Raw genomic sequence first — 26,724 nt, 5'->3', positions numbered from 1 at the left:
TATTAAAATACCCCGCTTTTTTCTATTTTTGACCAAATGGGGTTCTTAACACATGCCAATGACCGGGAGCTGGTTGTCATGCTGCAGGCAGGCGACAATGCTGCTTTTACTGAACTTTACAACAGGTATAAGAAACCCCTGATCATTCATGGCTATAAGAAGACAGGTGATCTTGAGGATGCGAAAGAAATCGTGCAGGAGGTCTTTTCTACGCTATGGAGCCAACGTGAGCAGCTTCCCCCCATTCAGCAGGTATCTGCTTATCTGTACACCATGGTCCGCAATAAAGTATTGAATTATATAGAACATAAGCAGGTGGAAGCCCGGTATGCACTTAATTTTCAAAACTTTATTGATGAAGGGCACAATGCGTCCGACATTCAGATGAGGGAAAAGGAGCTACAGCAGATGATCGATAAGGAGATCGCTGCACTTCCACCAAAAATGCGGGAAGTATTCATACTGAGCCGTAAGGAACATCTAAGTCATAAAGAGATTGCTGAGCGACTCAATATCTCTGAGTTTACTGTGAAAAACCATATCAAAGCGGCCCTAAAAATCCTGCGCCTGAAGATCGGGTTATGCACCCTGATCGCTTTCCATTATTTTTTCTAAAAAGTTTCATTTCCACTAGCCCTTCCCCCTTTTTCTCCTGTCATACATTATATGGGGGTATCATTTAAAGAACTGCTACATAAATATAATGCCGGAGAATGCACTCCGGATGAGAGAGCGATCATTGAATCATGGTATGATCAGCTGGAATTACCGGAACTGAATGAGCTTACAGAAGAACAGTTACTTGAAATAGAACTACTTATCCCTCGTTTACCAGCCAAACAGCGGAACCGCCTGCCATGGATATCTGTGGCGGCGGCTGTAGCTGTACTGGTGATAGCGTGCGGATATTTTTTATACCGTACCCCAAATACCCCGAAACAGCCACCAGTAGCGGTGATGGAGCATGATGCCCGTCCCGGGTCCAACAAGGCGGTGCTGACACTGGCTAATGGCCAGCGCATTGTACTGGAGGATGCGAAGGAAGGACAATTGGCACAGCAAGGGGGGATGATCATTAAAAAGAAGGCGGATGGGGAGCTGAATTATACCAGCGGAGCGGTGCAGGAAGAAGATGGTACTCCATTGATCAATGCCGTGAGTACCCCACGAGGCGGAAAACATCACCTGGTACTGGCAGATGGTACGCAGGTGTGGCTGAATGCTGCGTCTTCTATTACCTACCCGGTGACTTTTAAAGGTGAGGAACGGAAAGTGGAAATTAACGGGGAGGCTTATTTTGAAGTAGCGCAACGTGCCGGCCAACCGTTCAGGGTGGTTTGTAAGGGGCAAATAATTGATGTACTGGGCACGCATTTTAACGTAAACGCTTATGGGGACGAACCGGTAATTAAAACAACCTTATTGCAGGGAGCTGTTCGTGTAACAGCTGATGGTGGCGAAAGTGCGGTCTTAAAGCCTGGACAGCAGGCAATTTTGAACAGTCTGCAACATGTAAAGGTAAGTACGGTAGACCCTGAAGTGGCTATTGACTGGAAAGAGGGGGATTTCATATTCAGGAATGAGACCCTGCCGGATATTATGCGGAAGGTGTCCCGTTGGTATGATGTGGATGTGGATTACGGGCATTATAGCCATAGCACGCTGACTTTTAGCGGAGAGGTATCGCGGTCGCGGAATCTGTCGGTGGTACTAAAAATGCTGGAAACAACCGCCGCGGTAAAATTTACTGTGAAGAATAATCATATTACTATAGCTGACAAACAGGAGCGTAATTAATTCAGAAACCAACCAGACATTATTTTATCAACCAACATACTAAATACGATGACGACAATGCAATAATCACCTACGCCTTTATAGAACGGCTAAGCATAAATGAATAATCGGAAGCGGTGGAACACTTCCGGTTAAGGATTTGTGCTTAGCTACTGGTACCGGTGTGGCCGGTCTCAGACTAAACATTATTCATTAAAAATTAATCGCGTAGCAAGCACCGCTTCGTGGGCAAGGCTGCTTTGCGAATTAACTCAACCAAAATTATGAATTTTTGTCCTGAAAAATCAGGCAGGTGGACAACCTGCGCATTAATGTCCTTGCGCATTATGAAATTGATCGTACTCATCCTTACTACAATCGGCATTGTACAGGCAAGTGCCAGCAGCTATGCCCAGAAGGTCACGCTTGATGTGGAGAAGACACCACTATCGAAGGTATTTAAAGAGATCAGGAAACAGACAGGCTATGATTTTTTTTATACCGATGATATGCTGAATACCAGTAAACCGGTGACTATCCATGTGAAAGATCTTGATCTGCCGGCAGTACTGAATAAATGCCTGGCGAATCAACCGCTTACTTATAGCATTGAGAATAATATTATTCTGATCCGTGCTAAACCTGCAATGAGTGAGCCTGCAGCTCCCCGGATGGTAACAGGTACTGTGATGGACGAGCACAATAATTACCTTCCGGGGGTAACTGTAAAGGTGAAAGGTGATCTTCAGCGGGTAACGGTGACCAATGAAAAAGGGAATTTTACCATCATCGTTCCTGAGGAGAAAGCCGTGCTGCAGTTTTCTTCTGTGGGATTTGTAAGCAGGGAAGTGGTTGTAACCGGGAACACCGGGCCTTTGAAAATAGTTTTGCAGGTGGATGTAGGCGATCTGGACCAGGTGCAGGTTATTGCTTATGGCTCGACCACCAAGCGGTTTAATACCGGCGATGTAACGACCATTACGGCTAAAGATATTGCGAAGAATCCTGTCAACAATGTACTGGAAGCATTACAGGGAAAGGTGCCCGGCTTATTCATTCAGCAGGTGACCGGCCAGCCTGGAGGTGCATTTTCGCTCCGCCTGAGAAACGCAGCCAACTTTAGTTCGACGGCGCCCCCTCCGCTGGTGGTAGTGGATGGTGTGACCTATCCGGGTGCAAAATTGCCGATGGAAACAAATACGCTTTATGGTACCGGCAACTTTTTACAGGGAGGTAATGGTTTGAACTACTTAAACCCTAACGACATTGAGAGCATCAGTGTGCTAAAGGATGCAGATGCGACTTCGCTGTATGGTGCAGAAGGTGCTTATGGCGTAATCCTCATTACCACAAAAAAGGCAAAGGCTGGATCACCCACATTAAATCTCAATGTGTATGACGGTATTTCTATGCTGGGGCAGCATGTGAAGCCGATGAATACAGCACAGTATCTCATGCTGCGCCGGGAGGCACTGAAGAATGATGGTGCCACTGTGGGTGACGGCGACCTGGATCTGAACGGAACTTACCCGGTGGACAGAGATAATGATTATCAGAAACAGCTGCTGGGCAGTCTGGCGCAGACGGCTAACGTAAACGTTACTTATGGTGGTGGCACACAAACCAGCAGCTATATGGTAAGCGGTAGTCTTCGTAAGACAGGTAACATCCAGTTACATAAAGGTTCCATGTTGGATGGCTCTTTGCACTTTTCTATCAACACTAATACGAAAGATAACAAATTCAGTTATGCGATTTCAGGTACTTATCTTTCCAGTGTGAATAAGATGGTGCCGGTAGATTTTTCAACAGTAGCAGCGTTCATGCCACCCAATGCACCAGCTCCTTTTCTCCCCGATGGAAGTGTGAACTGGGAGAATCCGAATAGTGCTATTGCAGCAGATATAAACCGTACCTACCGTAATGTGACCAATAACTTACTCGGCAATACAAACCTCATCTACCGGCCTTTCAACCATGTTGCATTACGGGTAAACCTGGGTTACAGCAATATTAACGGTCAACAGTTAATGGGATTTCCTACTACTGCCATGCCACCAACAAAAGTGGATGCTGCAGCTGAGACATATAGCAGCTTTCATCATTTTCAGACCCGTAATGTGACCCTTGAGCCTTATGCAGAGTATAACAATAGCTTCTGGCAAAAAGGCGATTTCAGCTTTAAGATCGGCGGTAAGCTGGATAACAACCTCAGTACTGTCGATGAGATCTCTGGTAAAGGTTTTCCTTCTGACGCATTGCTCAGCAATCCTTCTGTAGCTACGCTGGTGACGACTAACTATCGTCAGACGCCCTACCGGGATATTGGTATGTATGCCATTATGAAATTCATCTGGGACCAGAAATACATTATTAACCTCAATGGAAGAAGAGATGGTTCTACCCGTTTTGGGCCTGGTAAGAAGTTCGGCACTTTCGGTTCTGTGGCTGCCGCCTGGATTTTCAGTGAGGAGCCTTTTATTAAAAACAAACTGTTATTCCTGAGTTATGGAAAGGTTCGTGCCAGTACAGGTATTATAGGAGGAGACGCTGTGGGCGACTTTGCGTATCTAAGTAAGTATGTAGCCGGATCAGGCACTTACGCAGGAAGTACGACCCTGAGTCCGGGTAGTCTTGCAAACCCTAACCTCAGCTGGGAACATAACAGGAATACCGAAGTAGGGCTCGAACTGGGCTTCTTTAAAGACAGGGTACATGTAGAAGGAAATTATTACCGGAATATAGCTTCGAATCAATTGATCAATATTCCATTGTCTACAGTGACCGGTTTCGGTTCCTTTCCAGTGAATACAGATGCAGTGATCCGTACCAGCGGATGGGAGATGAGCCTCAGCACCAACAATATCAGGAGAAAGCATTTTAACTGGACCACGCGGTTCAATCTGTCTATCCCTACCAGTAAGCTGGTGAAGCTCCCTACTTACCGGAACCTGGGAATGAACTATGTGCTTGATAAGCCGGTTACTGGTATCAAATTGTTCAACTATGCCGGTGTAAACCCGGAAACGGGATATTTCAGTTATGTCAATGCCAAGGGTGAAAAGGCAGATTATCAGGCCATGGAATTAACAGATGCGGATAAAACCGCGTTTGTTGATCTGGCGCCTAAATATTACGGAGGGCTTGAGAATACAATTACCTACAAACAGCTGTCATTAGATTTTTCTTTCGTTTTTACCAGGCGGATGGCGATGAATGGATTGGCGCAGAATGGATTTTCGGTGGGCTATTATGGGTTGAACGGCCCCACGTACTGGCTGGATCGCTGGCAAAAGCCAGGGGATGTTACTGACGTCCCGCGTATGAGTGCCTCTATAATGAACCTGATCAACTTTTCGCAACTATATGTGAATAGCACCGGCGCCTATAGTAATGCGGCTTATGCCCGGTTACAAAACGTGAGTGTCCGGTATAATGTCACTGGCGCGATAATTTCAAAATTACATGTGAAGGACCTCTCGGTGTATGTGCAGGGACAAAACCTCTTAACCATTTCCAGCCTGGGTGGTCTTGATCCTGAAAACCTTAGTCTGTCGGTGATACCACCGATGAGAGTGATCACCGGAGGTTTAAATGTATCCTTCTAAACTAATTAACTGAGATGAAAATGAAAATCAGCATCATAAAATTATTGGCTTTATCTCTGCTGTTCACCGGCTGTAAAAAGTACCTGGATAATGGCCAGTTGCCTGCAGGCACGATTGGTGGTTCAGACGCATATATATCAGACAATTCAATATCGGCAATTGTGACCGGCTCCCTGGCGGCATTAAACGGCGCCGGACCTGATGCTTTTCCGGCGCTCACCGGACTGTATGCCGACGAGTTAGCACCCATGCCTAATACTTCAGCAAACAATACTATCAAGATGTGTTATGCCGATGCTATTTCGCCTGCTACCGTAAATTACTGGTCATCGACCTACAGCAAGATCTATGCATTAAATCTGGCGATAGAAGGGATCAACGCTACAAACGCCCGGCTGTATTTTAAAAACCAGTGGTTGGGAGAATGTTATTTTTTACGGGCATTTAATTATTATTATCTGACCAATTTGTATGGTGATGTAGCGCTGGCCTTAACTTCCGATTTCAACGTAACCAATAAACTGTCGCGTGCACCACAACGCGATGTATACCAGCAGATCATTAGTGATCTGAAGACAGCGACGTCCTTGTTGTCAGCTACGTATAAGAATGGTTATGGCGCTGTCACTTCCGACAGGGCCCGTCCGAACCTTCGTGCCGCTCAGGCCTTGCTGGCAAAAATGTATCTGGCTACAGGGGAGTGGCAGCAAGCGGCAGATATGGCGGATGCTGTGATTGCCGACAATAGTACCTACAAGCTGGTACAACTGGCGGATGTATTCTTAAAGAACAGTCAGGAGACTATCTGGTCAATGGCTAAGATAAACGATGAGAAGACAACTGAATTCGAGACCTATAACAACTCGATGCCGGCCACAGTGACGACTGATCCTGTGTCTACTTACCTGGTACAGGTACAATTAACACCTGATCTGCTGAACAGCTTTGAACCTGGTGATGCACGGTATACGAACTGGGTGAGGTCCACTACGTATACGGGTATAACGCCTGCTGCCACTTATTATTTTCCTGACAAATACAAGTCAATTGCCAATGGTGTGGAGCGGTCTATGATCCTGCGGTTGGCAGACGTCTATCTGGTAAGAGCAGAGGCAAGGGTTGCGATGAAGGATCTGAATGGAGCAAAGGAAGATATCAATGTAATAAGGAATCGCGCAGGATTACCCAATACCACCGCTTCTACTGAGACAGGCCTGCTGGCTGCCATAGCGCAGGAGCGCCGGGTAGAACTGTTCACTGAAATGGGAAACCGCTTTTTTGACCTCAGACGCACGGGCAAGCTGGATGCTACCATGCTTGCTGCGAAAGGTAGTAATGTATGGGCCGCATATAAACAATTCTGGCCGATACCACCAACGGAAATCACCTATAATCCTAACCTTACTCAAACTTTCGGATACTAATCATGAGAAAAATTATTATCGCGGGCCTGGGGCTTTTATTTACAGCTCGTACAACCGCACAGAACCAATACACAATACAAGGTCAGCTCAGTAAAATGCAGCAGCCGGCAAAGGTATATCTGATCTATTCAATGGGCTGGTCGAACGAGCGGGTACTGGATTCTACAAAGTTGTCGGCTGGCAGATTTACTTTCAGGGGAGTTGTCGCAGATCCGGAGAAGGTAAGTGTTGCGATCGCGAACAGCGAGGATGCGATCACTTTTTACCTGGAACAGGGAGTGATCAGTATAAAAGGTACAAATTCACTAAAGCATGCGGTGGTGAAAGGAGGTAAGATCAATGCACAATATGCCGGCTATTACAAGGAGGTACTGGCATTGGGAGACGCCCTTTCATTGCAGCTGGACGAAAGTTATAGGAAAGCTGTTTCCGCGCAGCCGGTCGATAGTGCATTTATTCTGAGTTTGTATGATAAGGCAAAGCAGATGATGAAGCGGCGGGATACTTTGAAATATGCTTACATCGTGCATCATCCCGACTCCTACCTAAGCCTTGAAACCCTGATAGAGCTGGCCGGCGAGCTGCCTGTTACACAAACGCAATCCTTATTTAAACAACTTTCCCCAGCCGTCAGGAACACCGCGGCAGGGAAAAAACTGGGAAATGAATTGTTTGATACTGGTCCGACGTCAGTCGGTTCTATAGCGCCTGATTTTACACAAAATGATGTGAATGGACAACCGGTACGGTTATCCGATTTCAGGGGGAAATACGTACTGTTAGATTTCTGGGCATCCTGGTGTGGGCCTTGCCGGGCGGAAAATCCCAATGTGGTTAAAGTGTATAATAAGTATAAGGACCGGAACTTTACTGTGTTGGGGGTATCATTAGACCAGGCGGGTAAAAAGGATGCCTGGCTGGCAGCGATACAGCATGACGGACTAACCTGGACGCAGGTTTCGGATCTGAATTACTGGAATAATGCGGCGGCTGAACTGTATAACGTACGGGGAATACCTCAGAATTTCCTGATCGATCCTACGGGAAGGATAGTAGGGAAGAACCTGAGGGGAGAGGCGTTGGAAGCTGAAGTAGCGAGGCTTATTCAATAGTTATTGTTTAAAAAGGTGTAGCCGGTTTGGTTCTATTTTTCCTGGGTTATCGGCAGAGATATTTTTGAGTATATTGTGCAGTCCTGAAGGAAACAGGTAAAAATAGCCAGCAACTTTAGAAATCAAATAGCATGGAGAACCCAAAGAAACAATTTACCTGGTATGGAAGCGCCAGCAGTGAAGCCGGACCATTTATGATTGCTGGTGTTGAAGATTTTGCGCAATGGAGAGGCAGCGATGAAACGCTACCCGCAGGCTTTCGTGTTAGTTACTATGGAACGTTTATCAGAGAACTTTCATCCCATTTTCAAACAATAGACCCAGTACGTTTTAATGATGAAGCCGGGTTGCTGCAATTCACACAAACTCTGATTAACGAGATCTATACGTTACAACCGGAAATCGTAATGCGGGAGCAGAAAAAAATGACCACCGCAGAGATCATAGCAAATGTAATGGGTACAGCAGCGGTTGACGCTGACATCGTTACACCCGATGCCAGGCAAAACTGGCTGAACATCTGGCAGGAACGTAGGCAGTGTGCATATGATTTCTTTGTAGAAGAGAAGCATTTATTCCACCTGGAGATGGATATTGATACGGACTACACCCGTATTTGTGAAACGGCGCTGTCGCAGGACGAAATAGCCATTGCATCCTTTGGAACAAATGCGCAGGCGTTGTTTTGGGATGTGCGACCGAACACGGTTACCTTGGCACTTGATCAAACGAAAACGGCCGTCTTTTTTGTTACTGCACTTACCGATGTGCAGAGAAAAAAGGCTCTTGAAGTGGCGACGACTGGTGAAGCATTTTATGAAGTGGGACAATTGTTATTGCCAACCGGCCGCGGAATATTGGCATGGTCGCCTATGACGCAGGATGATCTCGGTGCGCCGGAAGGATTGAGCCGGGTCGCTGATCTAAACCCGCCGGTGCAACTGAATAGTTTAAACATTCTGAAAGTGGGGACGCTATTTAAAGTGCAGCCTGGAATGTACAACGTTACGTGTGGTTGGAGTAGGATAGAGGAGGATGATTTCGCCTGGGTGAGGCTGGATGTACAGGTATAAAAAGTATCACGCTCTTTTATAACCAGGAAAGTATGTTATTTCCTAACTATACTTTTATCCAATGACGACCGAACCATGAACAGGAACCGACAGTACCAAACCTATATATTTATAACGGTGCTCATGGTTTCAATGAAAATGCCTCATGAAAGTGAGGCATTTTTTAGTTTAGTATTGTGAATATTATTGGAGCTCCCGTTTTTCCTGCCAGCTAAAATTCCCTACTCTCCTCGCGATCAGCCAACGATTACTCTCACGGATATAATCATCGTGGTAAATTGCCCCGATAGTAGTCTTCATTTTTTTACCATTCTCGGTACCGATCAATGTCACCAGGCAATAAGACGTACCAGTAGCACTATCTCCATTTATCGTTACGGTCTGCTGGCCATTTAAATGGTAAACGGTTTCAAAGTCGTTTAGAAAATTCCCAAACGCTTCTTCCATTTCTTTCCTGCCTTTCAGTCTTAACACTGACATGCTTCCGGCAAAGGTCTCTGATATTGCATTTTCGGTAAATAATTGCACCTCGGCGTGTACCTCCTTCTTATCCGCCAGAATGGAAACGGTATCAACCAGTTCTTTGAGAGCGGCTCTATCGGCTAATTCTGTAATGTCCATGTTGGTGATTTTATAATAGTTGTTGAGGGAAAGAACACGCGCTGGAAGAGCGTGCTCCTTTATTTCACTCTCACGCGACAGTGAGCACGATCTTTCCCTGAATATGTCCCTGAGCGGCCCGTTCATGTGCCTTTTGTGCTTCAGCAAGCGGAAACGTGCTGTCGATAGCCACACGAACTGTTCCGGTATCGAGCAGGCGTCCGAACTCCTCCAGCTGCGGACCGTTTGAGCGCACCTGGGTCATGGAAACTGTTATACCCAGTCTCGCAGCTTCCTCAGCGTCGGAGAAGCCTAAGAACACGGGGAACAATGCGCCGCCACGCTTGAGCGTACGCAGGAAACGACCGGTAGTCGGACCGCCAAGGGTATCTACAACGAGATCTACATCATGCGCGACGTCTTCCGGAGCGTTCTTTTTATAGTCGATGAATTCATCTGCACCGAGTTGGCGTAAGAACGATTCATGTTTGCCTGATGCCACTGCTATCACGTGCGCGCCCTTCCATTTTGCCAGCTGCAGGGCTAAGTGTCCCACACCACCCGCTGCACCATTGACGAGCACCGTTTTGCCTTCGAGTGGTACCGGCTGATGCCTTTCTGCCTGAAGCGGGTTCTGTACATCATGGCCCAATTCAATCAGGAACTGCCAGGCAGTGAGACCGGCCATCGGTGCTGCCGCAGCCTGCACATGATCAATGCCTGCTGGCTTGTGTGCGAGGTCGGATGCAGGCGCAGCTACGTATTCCGCATAAGCAGCGCTGTCTCCGAAGCTGGGAAAGCGAATCATGCCGAAAACTTCGTCACCGGAAGCAAAGCCCTGCACATCCGGTGCAACGGCCTCGACTACACCTGATATATCCGTTCCCGGAATGATAGGGAAGGAGAGTTGTGGCCTCCACTCAGGCGGAAGCGTTCTATATCCGTCACGCAGATACCAGTCAGGAGGGTTGATACCTACTGCGTGAACACGAACGAGCACTTCACCCGGCTTCAACGCCGGGATAGGTGCTTCTTCATAACGTAATACCTCAGGGCCTCCGAATTCATGCAACCGGATGGCCTTCATCACTGCGTTTTCACTTTTATCTATTTTGTCTTCAAACTGTTTCATTATGTCGTAGTTTTTATTTTATAGATTTTAAACAAGCCCTGGATTTCTATTGATAACAGAAAAACATTCGGGCAACGGGCATACAGCTCCTTGAGGCTGCTGTAATAGTAACCCTGATTTTATTTCAGATCTGTAATAGGAAAAGGCTTCCTTATTTCAATGTATAGGCTACATCAAATTCACTTCTTGTCAACGCAAATAATCTGTTCTTAACTCATTTAATCAGAAGGCTGTCAATTAAAAGACTTTCTAAAAACGTTCGGTGAAAGGTTGGTCTGGCGCTTAAATAGTTTATTGAAAGACTGTGGGTGCTCAAAGCCCAGCTGGTAAGCAATTTCGGCAACGGTTAACCGGGTGCTGCTTAAGATCATTTTAGCCTTTTCAATTAAGCGGTCATGGATATGCTGTTGCGCACTTTGACCGGTCAATGATTTGAGCATATCTGTCAGGTATCTCGGTGAAACCTGAAGATGCTTAGCCACTTCGGGAACAGTTGGTATACCCCCTGATTGGTTCGCAAAACGTGCCTCGAGGTAGGTATCCATCTGACTGATCAGGTCATGATGAATTGCTTTGCGGGTAAGGAATTGGCGGTTGTAAAAACGATTGCTGTAGTTAAGCAGCAATTCAATCTGCGAAACCAGCACATCCTGGCTGAAAGCGTCTGTATTATTGTTCAATTCGTCCGCAATGTTTTCAAACAGGCCGGCGATTACCTTTTTTTCTTTGTCCGACAGGAATAAGGCCTCATTCACTGCATAAGTGAAGAAACCATACTGTTGAATGTTCTTCCCCAGTGGATAGTTCCGGATCAGGTCAGCATGAAAAAACAGGGTGTAGCCCTCCAGGCAGTTTTCATCGGTGGACATTGTTATCAGTTGATTTGGCGCTAAAAAAGCCATGCCCCCCTCCTCGAAGTCATAATAGCCTTGTCCATATTTTATCTGGCCGCTGAATTCCTTCTTAAAGGAAATTTTATAAAAATCGATCAGGAACTTTTGTCCGGCGAGCTCACGGCCACCTTTCTCCCTTTCGTAGTTTACCAAAGCGACCAGTGGATGCAGCGGTTTAGGCATATCCATATCCCGCATCAACTCAGAGATACTTTTATAAACGATGGGTGAAGGTATTTCTTTCATGGCTTAGATCAAATTAAGATGAATCACGTACTCCTGGAACGAAGGATGGTATCCTTACATCCACATAACAAAGGTCAGCAAAAACGGTAATTAAAAAGTAGCCTATATTGTAAAAAGTGTAGCCTGTAATCCGGTAGGCATAGTCTTATCAATAAAATTAGATATTCATATTACTTTTATTATCTTTATTGCAAGGCACTGTGAACTATGAAATATATTGTTGACAACGGTACCCCTTAACATATCAAACAGGCCATAACAAATATCGTCCGCCGGCCGCGGCGCCCTGATTGAATATAACATATGCCATTATTAAACCTAAAAAGAATGCTCCAGTACTTCGAACTGCAGGAAGGGACATCCTCAAAATTCTGGGAGATATCATTGAATGCGAACATTGTTAAAACCCGGTACGGAAAGATCGGTACTCAGGGTAAAACCACAGAGAAGGATTTTCAAGACCCCGTAAAAGCCCAACAGGAATACGACAAGCTGGTAAAAGAAAAGACCGGAAAAGGTTATCAGGAAGTTATAAGGGATGGCAAAACTTTATTGCCTGGCGATTACACCATTATCTCCGAAAAAGAGGCAGTCAAGCGGTATAAACTTAATAAGTATATCAATGGCCTGTATGACGATGGAAGCAAATACATGTTGTATCAGGGGAATGTTGTATTTAACGGCGCACTCGATACTTATAAACATTGCACTGCTGTTAAAGATGACATATATGGCATTATCGTAGAAGGTAATCTTACCGTAAAAGGGGTGATATTCCAACCGGATATGGACAACGGAGAGCATCTGCTGGTTACCGGTAACCTTCATGCTCAGAGTATTAATAAAGGCGGTGGCGAATTCTATATAAAAGGAGACCTGACGGCGGAACAGACCATCTATGGTTACTATAACCATGGCCAGCTGACTGTAGAAGGAAAGACGCAGGCTGTGGCAATCTTTGCAGACGATCATTCCTTCAAATTCATGGGAGATGTATCCGGTACTATTGTCGGTGATCAGGAAATAGAAGGCGTAGAAGATGATTACAATGAAATAACCGTATTACGCCCTGAGCTGATTAAAGAAAAGGAATACGCCAACAGCGATAAAATATCCGATTACATCAATAAAGGTAAACACATCCTGAGAGATGAATTTTTACCTGCAGTTAATGATATACAGGTAGCCACAGTACCTAAAGAAACCGTCGCTTCGGCTAAACTAAAGGTACTCAGATTGGAAGAGGCCAATGCGAAAGTTGTGCAACAGGCACTGGATAAAGTGAAAGACTCTCCCAAAGACGTGCAGGTACTTGATCTCAGTGATCAGGAGCTGGATAGATTTCCAATGCAGCTTATAAGACTCAAGTCTCTCAAGCAATTGAAATTGAATGGCAATAATATAAAAACATTGCCGGCGGAAATTGCACAACTGGCGAATCTGGAAGAACTATATCTTTCCGGATGTGAATTGAAAACACTGCCGGCAGAACTGGCGCAGCTAAAGTATTTACGTGTACTTGACGTTTCTCAGAATAATGATTTAGAGTTGCCGGAAAGTATCAATCAATTAGCTGCTTTGCGCGTATTGGATGTTACTGATTGCAAAGGTTTGGGATTGACTGCTGGCATTCCCGGACTGGAGGAATTACGTTGTAGTGCATGCACAGGAGCCAGCCCGGTTGATTTTCCGAAAGCAATCCTTGAATGTACCGGGCTGAAACGTCTGTTCAGCAACATGAACTCATTCAAACAAATTCCGCCGACCCTGACGGCATTGAAAGAACTGGAAGAACTGTACCTGGATAGTAGCCTGTGTTATGTAAATGAACTTCCAGACCTTTCAGGTCTGAAGAAATTGAAGATATTGCACGCTTCAGGTATCTATAATTATCCGGAAAGTCCGCTGCCTAAACACAGTTTGTTGAAAGGATTCTTCAGCATTACCTCTCTCGAAGAACTGAAGATCGATTTATATCGCAGGTGGCTGGAAAAGCTGAGTAAGGAAACGTTTATAGAGATTGCAGGTAATTTGCAGCATGATCCTGAAAGATTAAAGGAACTGTCTGATATGCAGGCTGAAAAGGTTGACGGGGGGAATGGGAAAAAGGTAGGTTATTTACGAAAGTCGTTGACTGCAGCGCAGCTGGAGGGGATCAGTGCATTGCGGCAACTAAGAATACTCGACCTTAGCGAGAATATGTTGTCAGACCTGCCGGAAGAAATCTACAGTCTTCCGAAGCTACGCTCATTGAACTTAAAAGGGAACTCTTTCAAGATATCCGATCGTCTGAGAATAGCAGAGCGATTGCCAGAGGTAGAGCTGGACTTGCGCGAAAACTCGGCAGAAAAGGAGATCATTGATACAGAGGCCGCCAGACTATGGAAGGAGACAGCCGACCTTCTTGAAAAAGGCGATGAGTTGTGGTTTAATGATGCAGGAAAGCCAATAAAAGCCATAGCAATATATGACAAGGTATTGGCCAATTTCAATAATGGTAAGGTGGTAGATAAATATCTGCTACTGTATACTTACTACGTGAAGACAAACGCATGCAGCAATTTGCCAATGGATGCTGCATATGAGAAGATGTCTAAAGAAGAAAAACGCCGATATAAACTGCTTTGTATTGAAACAGGTCTGACTGCGCTGTCGCTGTTGCCTGAGCAAATACTCCATAACACCAGTATGGGGGCTTTCTACAGGGAAGTGATCCGTATAGTGGCCAATGCAGTAGCATGGGCGATGTATGAAGTCTATGAAGATAAAGAAAAAACGGAGGAGGCACTCGCTATCGTCAACAAGGCTGTAGCATGTATCGAAAACGAAAGTGAATATTACATCTATGATTCACAGGTCCGTATCCTTTTACGACTTGGCCGGCAGGAAGAAGCCTGGCAGGTTGTGAAGCGAACATTGGAGTTGGATGAATATTTCGGGAACTTTAATGATATAACCGAAACTAAGGAATATAAAAAGTGGCTGAAGAAATAGTCGTATTCAAACGAAAGCGCCTTCAAGTTATTTGGCCTGAAAGCGTTTTCGTTTGGTATTTGTATCCCGCTACAATTTTTGAAATGATTAGGATTGATTTAGAATGATAACCTAAATGCTACGCACAGTGCCGGCATCAACGCGTAGCAGCGCACCACTCACATAGTCTGCGTAAGGACTGGCAAGATAGACTACTGCAGCGGCAACTTCTTCCTGTCTTCCGAACCGCTGGGCATCATTAGGTACAAGCTCCTTTACTGCACTGCGTTCCATCTCTTCAAGATCAGTTCCCCAGCCCTTCTGCGGTGCCGCATTGCGGAGCCACTGCTCAACCCCGGGGTTCATGATGGCGCCGGGCGCTACTACATTAGAGGTGATACCCGTACCACTCAGCTGTCTTGCCAGTGATACACTCATGTTATGACGCGCCGCCAGACTGGCATTGTAATGCGGAAGATCACTGATCGGTTGTATGCCAAGTCCGCCGCCAATATTAATGACCCTGCCCCAACCCTGCAGTTTCATTGTGGGTACTATACGCTGGATCATCCGTACATAAGAGATCACGTTCACATTATACACGTCCAGCCAGTCCTGGCAGGAAGTATTTGACCAGGATGTATGTGCATAAAAGCCGGCATTATTTACCAGTATGTCTATCGGTCCACCAGCTAATGCAATCCTGGCAACGTTATCGGCTCCCTCATCAGTTGCCAGGTCACCGAGCGCCGCTTCTGCCGTGCCCCCTGCTTGAATGATCCGCTGTACTACAGTCCTGGTTCGATCTTCATTACGACCATGCACAATCACATGTACGCCCTCGTTTGCCAGCATAATGGCAATAGCTTCTCCCAGGCCAGCGCTGGAACCTGTTACCAGTGCGCGCTTGCCCGCTAATTTGTAATCCATGATATATGATTTATTTAAACTTGAATATTACAGTCTTCCTTGTTGAGATGGGGCTTTTCCAAAGGCATTCTTATATGCGTAGGAAAAATGAGACAAGTCTTCAAATCCGAGATCCAGATAAATCTCTGATGCCGTTTTACCTTTTTGTGTAATCAGATAGTTAGCTTCTTCCAGCCGTCTCCTTGTAAGCCATCGACCAGCAGTGGTATTGAATGTTCTTTTGAAATCTCTTTTGAAAGTAGATAAACTGCGTCCGGTAAGGTACGCCATCCGGTCTAAGCCGACATTATACCTGTAGTGTGTATTCATAAAGGCAACCAGGTCGATTTTGCCGGGGACATCAAAATCAAACAAAGCATGCCTGATCTCCGGATTTGTTTGTAGCAACAGCAGCACGAGCTCTTTAGCTTTCAATACGATAAGCGCCTCCTTAAAGGCACACGACGCATCCAGATAGGGAGGCAGGCTGTTGATATAGTTTTCCAAATAGGAGTTTGGTGTAAGCAGTTCTACGTCTTTTCCCTGGTATGGCTTTTTATCATAATCGCCATACAGTTCCGCCATTTCCTGAAGTGTTCCCTGATCAATGTGCACTGCTATTGATTTAAAGCCATGTTGACCGGGACGTTTTGAATACTTGGTGAGTTGATTTCTCCGGAAGAAGCGATAGTCACCCGCGTTGAAAACATACTCCTGATTGCCAGACCAGATCTCTTGTGTGCCTGAGATGATATAACTGAATATATGATCTGTAACGAATGCCTCACCTTCTCTGGGACCACTACCGTAATTGTTGAAGAGAATAGATGGTTTTTGCAATTCCTTGATGTCACCAGTATTAACCATAGCTCCCTGTTTAGAACACAAAGTTCGTTCATCCAAAGATGGCGTCATTGGTTTAAAGGGTCAATCTGGTTTGTTGAAAAGGCCAGTTAGCAGGGGAGGAAACAATTACTTGTCATCGGGCGACGTCAGTACGGCTAATGCGGTGCATACTTAAATGATCATTTAAGTATATTTGTAACAAGAGAATGCAGGTTCATTTAATGAATGCATTGAAAATCCTTTAACGCTATGCCCGAAAAGTCAGATAAACTTTTATTGCTTGATCTCGATGAAACATTGATACATGCTACCACTGTTCCGTTGGCATTTACCCCTGATTTTAAATTCGATCCATATTATGTTTATATGCGTCCTGGGCTTGATCAATTTCTTGCAAATATATCTACGCATTTTACATTGGGTGTTTGGAGCTCCGCAAGCGACAAATATGTGGAGGAGATTGTGAAGATGATTACGCCAGATGCGATGGAATGGTTCATGATATGGGGGAAAAGCAGGTGCACTATAAAACGGGATTACAACCTGGATACTTATTACTTTGAAAAGCGGCTGGACAAGGTGAAAAAAAAGGGTTTCAAGCTGGAGCAAATAATTATTGTCGATGATTCGCCGGAAAAATCAAGGAGTAATTATGGAAACGCCGTGTACATCGAACCATTTGAAGGAGATAGAAATGACGATGAACTGAGATATTTGTATGATTACCTTTTAACTTTGAAGGAAGTAAGCAATATCCGAACAATTGAGAAGAGAGGGTGGAGGTACCAGATGTTGGGTAAATGAATTATTGCATAGACTTTTGTCGTATCGGTTGTCGCTTACCGTCATCGTATATTGTATACATTTTTAATGCAACATGGCAAAGAAAAGAAAGACACTACCTAAAGATTTTGAAGAACTGTTGAAAGAAGGGAGCCTTCAGGGGCTTAAAGAAGTATTTGATAAATGTGAACTTGATGCTCGTGGAGGATATGGTAAGCAAACGGCCCTGGCATATGATAATTGCCCTCATGAATTAGCTATATGGCTAATTGAGCAAGGTGCAGATTTGCAGGCTACTGACACATGGGGAAATACGCCTCTTCATAGTCGCTCCAGAAGTATATTTGGCAATATAAAAAGCTTATTAGAATTAGGTGCTGATGTTCACTATCAAAACAAATCTATCGGTACACCTCTTCACGCAGCAGCAGATTCGCATAATGTTGAGAATACAACGCTTTTGTTGGAGCATGGCGCACAGATTGACATATTAAATTCAATGGGTTATACACCATTAGAACAGGCACTTATGTCATGTAGTAACATAGATATAACTAAAACTGCCAGAATTTCAAAAATATATCTGAACGCTGGAGTTCAAATCACCTCAGCAATGAGGGCGTTCGTTATTGAAATTGGTAAGCGATTCGAATTTCAAAGAGCCAATTTCAATAAGGATGCTGTCGTTGAGGTAAGTAATGCATTGGATGAGTTATACAGCATGTTCGGGGTTGATCCTGTGGCAAAACGCATTTTGCACGATGGTAAATCTCAAATAACCGCTAACGCTTCGAGTTGGCAAGACCAACATCAGGAACTTTGGGATCTTTTGGTTCCAGCAAGTGGTCCGGCGGAAACCATCCAGGGCGAAGTGATCCGAATTGTCGGACGAATTGGATATGAATTGGAGGACAATGGGGGAATAAACTGGGATGAGGATTATAAGAAGATGGCTGATGCATTCCTGTCATTTGTAAAACAAGGTGAGCAGCTTTCATCATCTGAACTGACAGAAGCAGAGGAGATCGTTAAGGAAGTAAAACGAAAATCAGGAGACACTGCCCGAATGTGCGAGCTAGGAGTAAAATGGGTGATTGACAATCCCTTGCCCTTAAAGCTGCCGCCAGTGACATATAAACGGTAAATCTGAAGGTATTTCCCGGATAAAGCAACGCCTCGCAAAAAGCGAGGCGTTGGAAATTATATTGTAATGTGATGTTACCTTGATCTTAACAACTCAATCGGAACCGGATGCAGCTTTAAGCTTTGTTTGGCTTGTTCTATTTTCTTATTAAGAAAGGTGCTCCTACGTAAGTCTTCTTCGGAAAAGCTTAGCTTTCCTATCACTGGTTTCTGCCTTTCAATTAACAGTTTAGAAAACTTTGGTGACATATTTTTTCCCTTTTTCATTCGAATTTATGATTTTTTCTTTGTAACTAAAAATTCTGTATAGTTGACCCCTTGCTGAAGTTTTTCCCAGCCAGAGGCAGTCAATCCCAGTATATCAAAAATCGTCTCGATTTCTTTTATATTTGCATTCAGCCCCATCTGATACAGTCTTGTTCTGGCAGGCGTACTTCCCTTTGCATAGATAGCCACATTTCCAAAATGATCTGTAACGTCCAAAGCAGAACTTGCAACTGTTGCTAAAACTTTGTCGCGATCAGCATTATTTGAAATTGTCAAATCACCAACTGTTTCCAAAGTATCGTCCCAATCGCCGAAACCTAAATTAAGAATCGCTGTTCCATCAGGCATTTTTCCTATTTCATAGTATTCAATGACTTTCTTTATTGTGCCATTCGGGCCATGACTTTCGAATTCAAAGTTAGCGTGGCAAATGTTGGTCTTCAATGGATATCTCTCTTTATTCATAACGCCAACGAAAGTATGTGTTCTTCAGTAGTTGTTTTTTGTTCATCTTGTTCATTTTTTATACGACGATCAATCATCATTCAAATTGTCATACAAGTGCACAGGATGTGAAGAATTAAGAAAGATCATTTAAATTATCATTTTGATTTTTCGGCTCAGGTTGTAAAATGAATTAACTTCATGTAATGCGACTAATTAATACAATTGAGATAGACCCATATGATTTCTTAGCCAAGGACGAGCAGGAATCCAATAGTGACATAATTGAATTGCCTGAAGACCGGAATCAATTTTGGAAAAAATGTATGTCTGCCCGAAACTTAGGACGTTTGGAAGCTGTTAGAAAGGGAAGTTATTTGGTAGATATATCTACAATCAATGATGATGAACTGTAAGAAGTCATAAAAAACGAACTTAGAGATGTCGACTTGTCAGATTTTGAGGAACAAGTTGGGATAATAAGTGGAGGAATCGTGCTGGAAGAAAATCATCGAATTTACATTGAGCCCACTTGTTGTGGTGATATCGGTAACATTGTAGAATGGGAAGATATTCATACAAAGCTGCCTGGTGAGTGGAACCAGCTATGGATAGGACATCCATGGATTTATTATAGAACGGACCAACAAGTAATTGAGTTTTCTGGTTACAGCGAGTCAACTCGGGAGGAATTAAAAAATACTCCATTGCTGATTAGTGTGTCTCAACAGGATCTACAAGGGGAACTTCAGAAAATCAGGTTACAGCAAGACCATTTTGAACTGCGAATTCAAAAAACACTTGCAAAAATGGGAATAGACAATTGTGAGCGGATCGCGAATTTGATGACAGGTAACGTTTAACATGACTGCAAAACTCCGTTACCAGGTCCCTCCAGGTGAAAACAGCAGGTCAATTGGGGTATCTATCTCATAAAGCCATTGATATCCATCGGTTCCCTCTTCACAGAAGGGCTCAATTAGCAGTACCATTTCCTGGTATGACGAAAGCGTCAGCGCACACATAAAATTAAAATTATCATCAGTCTTTAATCCTTCATCTTTGTCTGAAATTACAAACATCAAATTGCAATTAATTGGCTCAATGAAATCAAGTGATGAGAGATCAAGCATCTGATTGGTCTTCAGGATCTTCTCTGTAATATTCTCTTTTAATTTTGTGGCCTGGATGGTGTTGAAATCGTATAAACGGACAAGCTGGTTTGAAACCACTTGTGTAAACTTGCCGCCCGCGCTGATATCATCGAGAAATTCTATCTTCATATCATAAATATACAGGATAATTGAAATGGTGTATAATGGCTTACTAATCGAAAAATAATATAGAGAAATGATAAACGATAGTGAAATAATATTGCGAAAGACAGTAATCACTGATTTAGAGCTCTTCTTCACGTTTCAGCTTGATAGTGAAGCAAACTATTTAGCTGCATTCACATCAAAAGACCCTACAGACAAAGCTGCATATCTTGAGAAATATACAAAACTGTTGAATGACCCGACTATAAATATGCGGACAATAATTGTGAATGATACTATCGCGGGAAGTATTGCAGCATTTGAAATAGAAGGTGATGCAGAAGTAACCTATTGGATTGACAAGAATTTTTGGGGTAAAGGTATTGCGACAAAAGCACTTCGGGAGTTGCTGAAAACAGAAAGCAGGCGGCCTGTTTTCGGCCGGGTTGCATTCGACAATTTTGGCTCACAGAAAGTTTTAGAGAAATGCAGTTTTGTGAAAGTTGGTACAGACAAAGGTTTTGCCAATGCGCGACAAGCAGAAATAGAAGAGTTTATTTATAAGCTGATTTGAAATAGTCGAAAAATGAAAGAGTTGTAAGGCAGATGTAATGCCTTGTTTGTAAGTATCCGGACGAACTGAAATGTTACCGGACCTTTTTTATCGGCAATATGAAAGTTTGCCCTGTTGAAAGTTATATGCTCTAAAAAATCCTACAGAAAAATCTATCACAGGCCGTTCAGCACGATAACGACAAACGATGCTGGTGATAGCACGATCTTGAAATCAGTCGGGTCCACGTTTTTCTTAATTTGCGTTTTTATTACCGTGTTTTCATGTGTTGCAGAGTTAACGCCGTACAGACTTTTCCCTGTATAGGAAATTTGTTTTAAGGTTACCCGCTGTCCGTTTTGTTGGTGATTTTTAACGTGGACAACTGTTTCAATGGAGTGATCAACATCCCTGTTCACCAACGTAAGTATAATTTGATGGCCGTCGGCAGACCTGCTTGATGCAGCATCGATTGCTTTAATTCCGGGACTTGATTGATGTGTTGTAGCTTGTGTCGGCAAGTTGTATTTCCCTGTATAGTCTCTAAACGCTTGAAGAGGTGCAAATATCGTTTGACGGTATGAACCAGCTGAATCAGACATGATCGGGGCAAGTACATTGACAGTCTGGGCCCAGGTAGCCATGCCTATAGAACCGCTATGACGTTGAAAGAGATTTAAAAACGTGGCCACACCCAAAGCGTGCATCCAATTGTATTGGTATTCCAACCTATAGGCGCCTTTGCCTTTGCCGGAATTAATGTCCCAGATGCCCCATTCGTCTACCGCAATTTTTACTTGCTCTGATCTTGGGGGAAATCTATACCACGGACTAAAGTTTTCGACTTTGACGGGTGTTGCCGCCAATAGGGAATCTACCTGGGTAAGCGGTTGTTCAATGCGGTCGATTGATTGAATGAGTGAACTAAAAGTCGTATCGGCCGGGATGGAATAAAGATGAATTGATAAATAATCGCATATCGGTCCTAACCTGGCGAGCACCGTACGGCTCCAGGAAAGGTCGTCTGAGTTTCCAACCAGGATGAGTTTCAAACTGCTGTCCTGAAGTTTCATCATTTTGACAAATTGCCACGTGTCTTTGATATACTGGTCAACATTCTGGTGTCGCCCCATATCAGGTTCTGCTCCTTCCTCATTACCAATCCCCCAATATTTTACGTTAAAGGGCTTTTCAAATCCATCTTTCCTTCGCAAATTGGCGTAATACGTGTCAGTTGTGCCGTTGCAATATTCCACCCAGTTGGCAGCTTCCTCGGGTGTTCCCGTTGCCATATTGACAACCAGAAAAGGTTCGGCCCCAATTTTACGGCAGTAAGCGATGAATTCTGCTGTACCAAAATGGTTATCGTCCACACCTCCCCATATAAGATTTTTCCGTTTTTTACGAAATGCTTTCGGACCAACGCCATCCTCCCAGTGGTATATTTTTGTAAAAGTTCCGCCGGGATACCGTAATAGAGGAGTGCGCAATTCCTTAACCTTTTCCAGTACATCCATTCTAAAACCATTTGAGTCTGATAATTTAGAATGTTCATCATAAATGCCTCCAGTGATAGCCCTCCCTAAATGCTCAATGAATTGACCATATTGAAGCGGACTAATTTCTTCTCCTTTTTGTGTTGCGTCAATGGTTATTTCTGATTTGAAAGGCGTTTGCGAAAATGCGGTGATTGAAAGGAGACACGCTAAACAAAATAGAGAACACTTCATAAAAGGAACGTTTAAATCAACTGATAACCAAAATGAACAAGACCGCCAATTTATCATTTTTTTTCGATCAAGTTGAAAAACGGGGCAAGGTTACGCCTACCCGCTTGTAAGGAGGGAACAACACCTATCAAAAATAATTCGCGCTGGCCGGCAAATTGGGGAATATTCCAGCTATGCAGTCAAAACTCTCCAATCAGAGGGAAGCCATTCGTAAACAGTGAAGACGTTTTTTATGTAAGCAGCAGTTCCTTCACCGTATACCTCCCTGGCAAATTTTCCGCTTCCACAATGACTTTACCGCCTGCAGGCAGCGCTGTTGCTTTATAATGCCAATCAACGCCGTTCCAGCCCAAACTTAGCAAGGCTAATGTCCGTCATGCGGGGTATCCATATCAGCAGCAAAGAGGAAAGGTTAAAAAGTATAATATTTCCCCTATATTACAAGTATGCTAACTGAACATCTGCAGGCAAGGACCAGTGATATAAACGGACGGTCCGTTGCCGGTAACAATTTCTCCCAAGGCAGATCTATGCCCGCTGTAGTGCCTATACACAAACAACCCGTGCAGCGAACACTAGTACCATTAACAGAGGCCAGGATCAAACGCGTACTGGAGCAGGCGCAAGCCAATGGGGACCAATACGATGCGGAAGAACTGGAGGTGATGTTGGAATCGGAGGCGGAGCAGCAAGCCAATGCCAATACACCTACTTTATATGTACGCCTGGGAGAGGTCTCGGACTGGGTATTTTCCGGGGTTCCTAACATAGAGCGGGTTAACAAGGTTGACCTGTATGTAAAGGTTTCGGACCTTGCCTTATTGGATAAGGAGTCAGAACATACCAAAGCTGCCTATGCCCAGCAACATTTACCTGTTTATACTTCAGAAAACGCTGCTACTGCTACCACCATTAACGCGCTCGTAGGTAAACTGAGGGGCGCATCCCCAGGGTATGCCGGACAGGCAGAATCCTTATGGCACGAATTAACCGGCAATGCCATGGCAGGGGGAGCACATAGGGAAACCAGTAGTGAGGGTGAGTATGGGAATATAGAGTTTAGGTTTGCGGCTGCAAAGGAAGGAGAGTTTTACCTATTGAAAACAGCCGGTGACAAAAAGGAAGAAATAGAGAAAGCCATTCCCGGTGTACGTATTCGTTCGGAAGATGCATATGGGCTGGCAAAAGTAAAAACGGCCTATAAAAATGCAAAACTACCTTACTACCAGGAACGAAGCAGTGATATTTCCTTATATGTAGCCGAAGAATATATTGAAGCGCATGCCAATGGCACTCCTTGCATCTATCATTAATGAACCTGTAATAGATGGATCCGCGCGACAAGTCACCAGGGCGCCGGGGGCTCCTCCCGCAAGAGTGCTGGCGCCCGTGACCATTCCAAAAACGAGGGAAAAAGAATATGACCGAAAAGCAGTACGCGGTGGCCGTGGTAAGGGGCAGAAAGATGCGATGTTCGGATATTCTGCAAGAGATTATGTACATATTTATAACCCCCGTGCAGCTGCCGCTAAAAGCTGGGAATGGCTTCATATACAGGGCTCAAGACTCGGAGGACTGAACCGGCCCGAAAACCTGGTGGCTGGCACAGCGCAAGCCAATACGCAGATGATCCCATATGAACGAGCTATTTTTAGCCTGAGCAAATTATCACGGGCGAATAAAAAAGTTAAAGTCAACTGGTCTGCCACTTTACAGAACGATAGTGATGGCGGCGCTACGCATATAGGTAATAAGATCACCATCAACGTAACCCTGCCGCCAGAAACAGGGGCAGTTGCAGATCCTAACACGCCGGCACGCAGGCAGCTGGCTTCCATCTTCCCGGTAGAGATCAATGCTGTAGAAGGAGCTTGTATCCCTACGAGCAACAGCATCTTCTCCTAATCATCGAAAGTGATTAGTTTGCGCTCATTATGATCGAGGATTTATCACAACCAAGAGAAGAGGCAGCGGTACGTATGTCTGTCACTGAAAAGAAGCGGTTACTTTCTGAATGGCAGCAAAGTAACCTGAAGATGAAGGTATTCTGTGAACAAAAACAAATATCAGTAAATGCGTTGAAGAACTGGATAAAGCAGTTCGATATAGGGCGTAAGAGAAAATCCAAAGTAAATCAGCCTGGTTCTTTTGTTGCCCTGATCCCAGAAAGAACGAACCCGATAATTCCTTTTGCTGAATACTTGTTGCCTGATAATAGGAAACTCATACTTAACCATCCTGTTCCGGTGTCTTTCTTAAAAGAACTATTATCCGCATAAAGATGATTGCTTTAAACCCAGAATGCAGGTATTTTCTTTACAGATCCCCTATTAACATCAACAAGAGCTTTTATAGCCTGGCATCTATCGCTAGAGAGCAGATGAAGGTAGACCCGTTGTCGCTGGCTGTATTTATTTTCCTGAACAATAATCGTAACCAGCTGAAATTACTCGTTTGGCAGGGCGATGGCTTTGCCATCTTTCATAAACGATTGGAGGAAGGTACGTTTGAATTACCACCATTCCTGCACGATCAAACACATGTGGTGATTAACTATAGCCAGCTGATATTGATCTTGCAGGGGATTAGTCTGGAAAAGGTGCACTATCGAAAACGATATAATCAAAGAATGCCAGCACGTTAACATCGCGCTAACAATATTTACAGAATGATTGGCTAACATTGCACCTAACGATGCAACACCCCAACATTGATTATAAGGAACGTTATGAACAGGCTGAACAAACCATCAGCCAGTTAAAGCACGAGCTGGCCGTATTGAAGAAGATGATCTTTGGTAGCCGTCACGAGAAGTTTGTTTCCACAGAGGCATCAGTACAGCAATTATCACTGGATATGAAAGCTGACCAAACGGCCACCAGCAGTATTATAAGTGCCCAGAAAATCTCCTATACCCGTAACAAAATCAATACGGATCCGGTTCAGCACCCAGGTAGAAATAAATTACCCGATCACTTACGCAGAGAGGAAATTATTATAGACCCGATAGATCTTCCACAAGGAAGCAAGAGGATTGGGCAACTGGAAACAGAAGTTTTGGAATACAAGGCTGCAGAACTATATGTTAAACGATACATCCGGCCCAAGTATCTGGCACCGGAATCTAATGCAGATTCCTCCCAGATAATAACAGCACCATTGCCAGACATGCCATTGCCGAAATGCATTGCAGGACCGGGGCTGTTAACTCAAATGATCATCGATAAATTTGTTGATCACTTGCCCCTGCATCGTCAAATGCAACGTTTTGAGCGTTCCGGAGTAAAACTTCCGTATTCGACGTTGACGGATTGGGTTGGTGCTGCGGCTAACCTGATAACCCCTCTTTATGGAGCTCTCGTCGATCAGGTACTTAATGCTGACTACATACAGTGCGACGAGAGTCCCATGCCAGTACTGGACAAGGATAAGAAAGGAAAAACTCATCGAGGCTTCTTTTGGGCCTATCAGGACAGTATAAACAAGCTGGTAGTCTTCGACTACCAGGAGGGGCGCAATAAAGATGGCCCCACACAAATGTTACAAAAATTTAAAGGTACAATCCAGACGGATGGTTACCAGATCTACGATACGATTGCCGAAAGCAGTGGAATAAATCTCATCCATTGCATGGCTCATGCGCGTAGATATTTTGTAGATGCGCTGGAACATGATCGCACCCGTGCGGAGCATGTTCTTCAGCAAATACAGCTACTCTATGAAATAGAGCGGGAATGCAATGCTCAGGCATATGATATAGCAGATCGTAAATCTCACCGTTTTGAGAAGGCTGTTCCTATCCTCGCTGAGTTAGGGGTATGGATGATTAACCAGTATCCACAAGTCCTTCCTAAGAGCCCAATTGGACAAGCACTGGCTTATAGCATAAAAAGATGGAATAAACTATGCGCATATGCTCAAACAGGACATCTGTTACCAGATAACAACCCGAT

General features: G+C 44.3%; 25 protein-coding genes. 17 read left to right on the top strand and 8 right to left on the bottom strand.

Annotated elements, in window-relative coordinates; translation table 11 throughout:
• The first annotated feature begins 36 nt into the window (after positions 1–36).
• From L3C95_RS28305 to L3C95_RS28280, 6 genes are all read left to right on the top strand, one after another.
• A complete protein-coding gene (locus tag L3C95_RS28305; protein ID WP_236393548.1) occupies positions 37–615 on the top strand; it encodes an RNA polymerase sigma-70 factor in 579 nt (192 codons plus the stop codon).
• Positions 616–666: 51 nt separating this feature from the next.
• The gene (locus L3C95_RS28300) at positions 667–1,797 is read left to right on the top strand and encodes a FecR family protein (RefSeq protein WP_236393547.1); all 1,131 of its coding nucleotides are present in this window, start codon (positions 667–669) and stop codon (positions 1,795–1,797) included.
• Between the two features lie 326 nt (positions 1,798–2,123).
• Positions 2,124–5,384, top strand: a complete 3,261-nt coding sequence (locus tag L3C95_RS28295) for a SusC/RagA family TonB-linked outer membrane protein (RefSeq protein ID WP_236393546.1) — start codon at positions 2,124–2,126, stop codon at positions 5,382–5,384.
• 20 nt (positions 5,385–5,404) lie between these two features.
• A complete protein-coding gene (locus tag L3C95_RS28290; protein ID WP_236393545.1) occupies positions 5,405–6,808 on the top strand; it encodes a RagB/SusD family nutrient uptake outer membrane protein in 1,404 nt (467 codons plus the stop codon).
• Between the two features lie 2 nt (positions 6,809–6,810).
• Positions 6,811–7,920 carry a TlpA disulfide reductase family protein gene (locus tag L3C95_RS28285; protein WP_236393544.1) on the top strand — a complete coding sequence of 370 codons (1,110 nt, stop codon included), beginning with the start codon at positions 6,811–6,813 and terminating at the stop codon, positions 7,918–7,920.
• Positions 7,921–8,051: 131 nt separating this feature from the next.
• On the top strand, positions 8,052–8,993 hold the full coding sequence (locus tag L3C95_RS28280) for a hypothetical protein (protein ID WP_236393543.1): 942 nt from the start codon (positions 8,052–8,054) through the stop codon (positions 8,991–8,993).
• A 183-nt stretch (positions 8,994–9,176) separates the two neighbouring features.
• On the opposite strand, the gene L3C95_RS28275 is transcribed toward L3C95_RS28280, so the two are convergent.
• From L3C95_RS28275 to L3C95_RS28265, 3 genes are all read right to left on the bottom strand, one after another.
• Positions 9,177–9,614: a nuclear transport factor 2 family protein gene (locus L3C95_RS28275; RefSeq protein ID WP_236393542.1), complete on the bottom strand. Its 438-nt coding sequence runs from the start codon at positions 9,612–9,614 to the stop codon at positions 9,177–9,179.
• A gap of 70 nt (positions 9,615–9,684) precedes the next feature.
• Complete coding sequence (locus tag L3C95_RS28270) at positions 9,685–10,725, bottom strand: NADP-dependent oxidoreductase (RefSeq protein WP_236393541.1); 1,041 nt, start codon at positions 10,723–10,725, stop codon at positions 9,685–9,687.
• Between the two features lie 233 nt (positions 10,726–10,958).
• A complete protein-coding gene (locus L3C95_RS28265) occupies positions 10,959–11,864 on the bottom strand; it encodes a helix-turn-helix domain-containing protein (protein ID WP_236393540.1) in 906 nt (301 codons plus the stop codon).
• A 327-nt stretch (positions 11,865–12,191) separates the two neighbouring features.
• Between L3C95_RS28265 and L3C95_RS28260 the strand changes: the two genes are divergently transcribed.
• The gene (locus tag L3C95_RS28260; protein WP_236393539.1) at positions 12,192–14,858 is read left to right on the top strand and encodes a WGR domain-containing protein; all 2,667 of its coding nucleotides are present in this window, start codon (positions 12,192–12,194) and stop codon (positions 14,856–14,858) included.
• 111 nt (positions 14,859–14,969) lie between these two features.
• Here L3C95_RS28260 and L3C95_RS28255 read toward each other — a convergent pair whose 3' ends face one another.
• Both L3C95_RS28255 and L3C95_RS28250 read right to left on the bottom strand, forming a co-directional pair.
• Positions 14,970–15,767, bottom strand: coding sequence for an SDR family NAD(P)-dependent oxidoreductase (locus tag L3C95_RS28255; protein WP_236393538.1), 798 nt, complete (start codon positions 15,765–15,767; stop codon positions 14,970–14,972).
• Between the two features lie 27 nt (positions 15,768–15,794).
• Positions 15,795–16,613 carry a helix-turn-helix domain-containing protein gene (locus L3C95_RS28250; RefSeq protein WP_236393537.1) on the bottom strand — a complete coding sequence of 273 codons (819 nt, stop codon included), beginning with the start codon at positions 16,611–16,613 and terminating at the stop codon, positions 15,795–15,797.
• A 228-nt stretch (positions 16,614–16,841) separates the two neighbouring features.
• Here L3C95_RS28250 and L3C95_RS28245 point away from each other — a divergent pair, with 228 nt between their 5' ends.
• Complete coding sequence (locus L3C95_RS28245) at positions 16,842–17,396, top strand: NIF family HAD-type phosphatase (RefSeq protein ID WP_236393536.1); 555 nt, start codon at positions 16,842–16,844, stop codon at positions 17,394–17,396.
• Between the two features lie 73 nt (positions 17,397–17,469).
• Positions 17,470–18,519 carry an ankyrin repeat domain-containing protein gene (locus L3C95_RS28240; RefSeq protein ID WP_236393535.1) on the top strand — a complete coding sequence of 350 codons (1,050 nt, stop codon included), beginning with the start codon at positions 17,470–17,472 and terminating at the stop codon, positions 18,517–18,519.
• A gap of 272 nt (positions 18,520–18,791) precedes the next feature.
• Here L3C95_RS28240 and L3C95_RS28235 read toward each other — a convergent pair whose 3' ends face one another.
• Complete coding sequence (locus L3C95_RS28235; RefSeq protein WP_236393534.1) at positions 18,792–19,250, bottom strand: DUF6934 family protein; 459 nt, start codon at positions 19,248–19,250, stop codon at positions 18,792–18,794.
• Positions 19,251–19,435: 185 nt separating this feature from the next.
• Between L3C95_RS28235 and L3C95_RS28230 the strand changes: the two genes are divergently transcribed.
• Positions 19,436–19,645: a hypothetical protein gene (locus L3C95_RS28230; protein WP_236393533.1), complete on the top strand. Its 210-nt coding sequence runs from the start codon at positions 19,436–19,438 to the stop codon at positions 19,643–19,645.
• A gap of 33 nt (positions 19,646–19,678) precedes the next feature.
• Positions 19,679–20,092 (top strand): hypothetical protein, encoded by a 414-nt coding sequence (locus L3C95_RS28225; RefSeq protein WP_236393532.1) that lies wholly within the window; start codon positions 19,679–19,681, stop codon positions 20,090–20,092.
• An 18-nt stretch (positions 20,093–20,110) separates the two neighbouring features.
• On the opposite strand, the gene L3C95_RS28220 is transcribed toward L3C95_RS28225, so the two are convergent.
• A complete protein-coding gene (locus L3C95_RS28220) occupies positions 20,111–20,512 on the bottom strand; it encodes a hypothetical protein (protein WP_236393531.1) in 402 nt (133 codons plus the stop codon).
• 67 nt (positions 20,513–20,579) lie between these two features.
• On the opposite strand from L3C95_RS28220, the gene L3C95_RS28215 reads away from it, so the two are divergent.
• Positions 20,580–21,062: a GNAT family N-acetyltransferase gene (locus L3C95_RS28215; protein WP_236393530.1), complete on the top strand. Its 483-nt coding sequence runs from the start codon at positions 20,580–20,582 to the stop codon at positions 21,060–21,062.
• Positions 21,063–21,217: 155 nt separating this feature from the next.
• Here L3C95_RS28215 and L3C95_RS28210 read toward each other — a convergent pair whose 3' ends face one another.
• Complete coding sequence (locus L3C95_RS28210; protein ID WP_236393529.1) at positions 21,218–22,771, bottom strand: alpha-L-arabinofuranosidase C-terminal domain-containing protein; 1,554 nt, start codon at positions 22,769–22,771, stop codon at positions 21,218–21,220.
• Positions 22,772–23,217: 446 nt separating this feature from the next.
• Between L3C95_RS28210 and L3C95_RS28205 the strand changes: the two genes are divergently transcribed.
• The 5 genes from L3C95_RS28205 to tnpC form a co-directional block, all read left to right on the top strand.
• On the top strand, positions 23,218–24,084 hold the full coding sequence (locus tag L3C95_RS28205; protein WP_236393528.1) for a hypothetical protein: 867 nt from the start codon (positions 23,218–23,220) through the stop codon (positions 24,082–24,084).
• On the top strand, positions 24,059–24,676 hold the full coding sequence (locus L3C95_RS28200; protein ID WP_236393527.1) for a DNA/RNA non-specific endonuclease: 618 nt from the start codon (positions 24,059–24,061) through the stop codon (positions 24,674–24,676). Before L3C95_RS28205 ends, L3C95_RS28200 begins: the two co-directional genes overlap by 26 nt.
• Positions 24,677–24,705: 29 nt before the next feature.
• Positions 24,706–25,050: an IS66 family insertion sequence element accessory protein TnpA gene (gene tnpA, locus L3C95_RS28195; RefSeq protein ID WP_236393526.1), complete on the top strand. Its 345-nt coding sequence runs from the start codon at positions 24,706–24,708 to the stop codon at positions 25,048–25,050.
• 2 nt (positions 25,051–25,052) lie between these two features.
• On the top strand, positions 25,053–25,415 hold the full coding sequence (gene tnpB / locus L3C95_RS28190; RefSeq protein WP_236393525.1) for an IS66 family insertion sequence element accessory protein TnpB: 363 nt from the start codon (positions 25,053–25,055) through the stop codon (positions 25,413–25,415).
• 50 nt (positions 25,416–25,465) lie between these two features.
• Positions 25,466–26,724: IS66 family transposase (tnpC, locus tag L3C95_RS28185; protein ID WP_236393524.1), on the top strand; the 1,259-nt coding region annotated here is incomplete at its 3' end.

Origin of the sequence: Chitinophaga filiformis (genome assembly GCF_021646545.1) — a bacterium.
In the GTDB taxonomy this organism is placed as follows: domain Bacteria; phylum Bacteroidota; class Bacteroidia; order Chitinophagales; family Chitinophagaceae; genus Chitinophaga; species Chitinophaga filiformis_A.
Note: the sequence above shows the minus strand (reverse complement) of the source record. Positions and strands in the feature narration are given on the sequence as shown.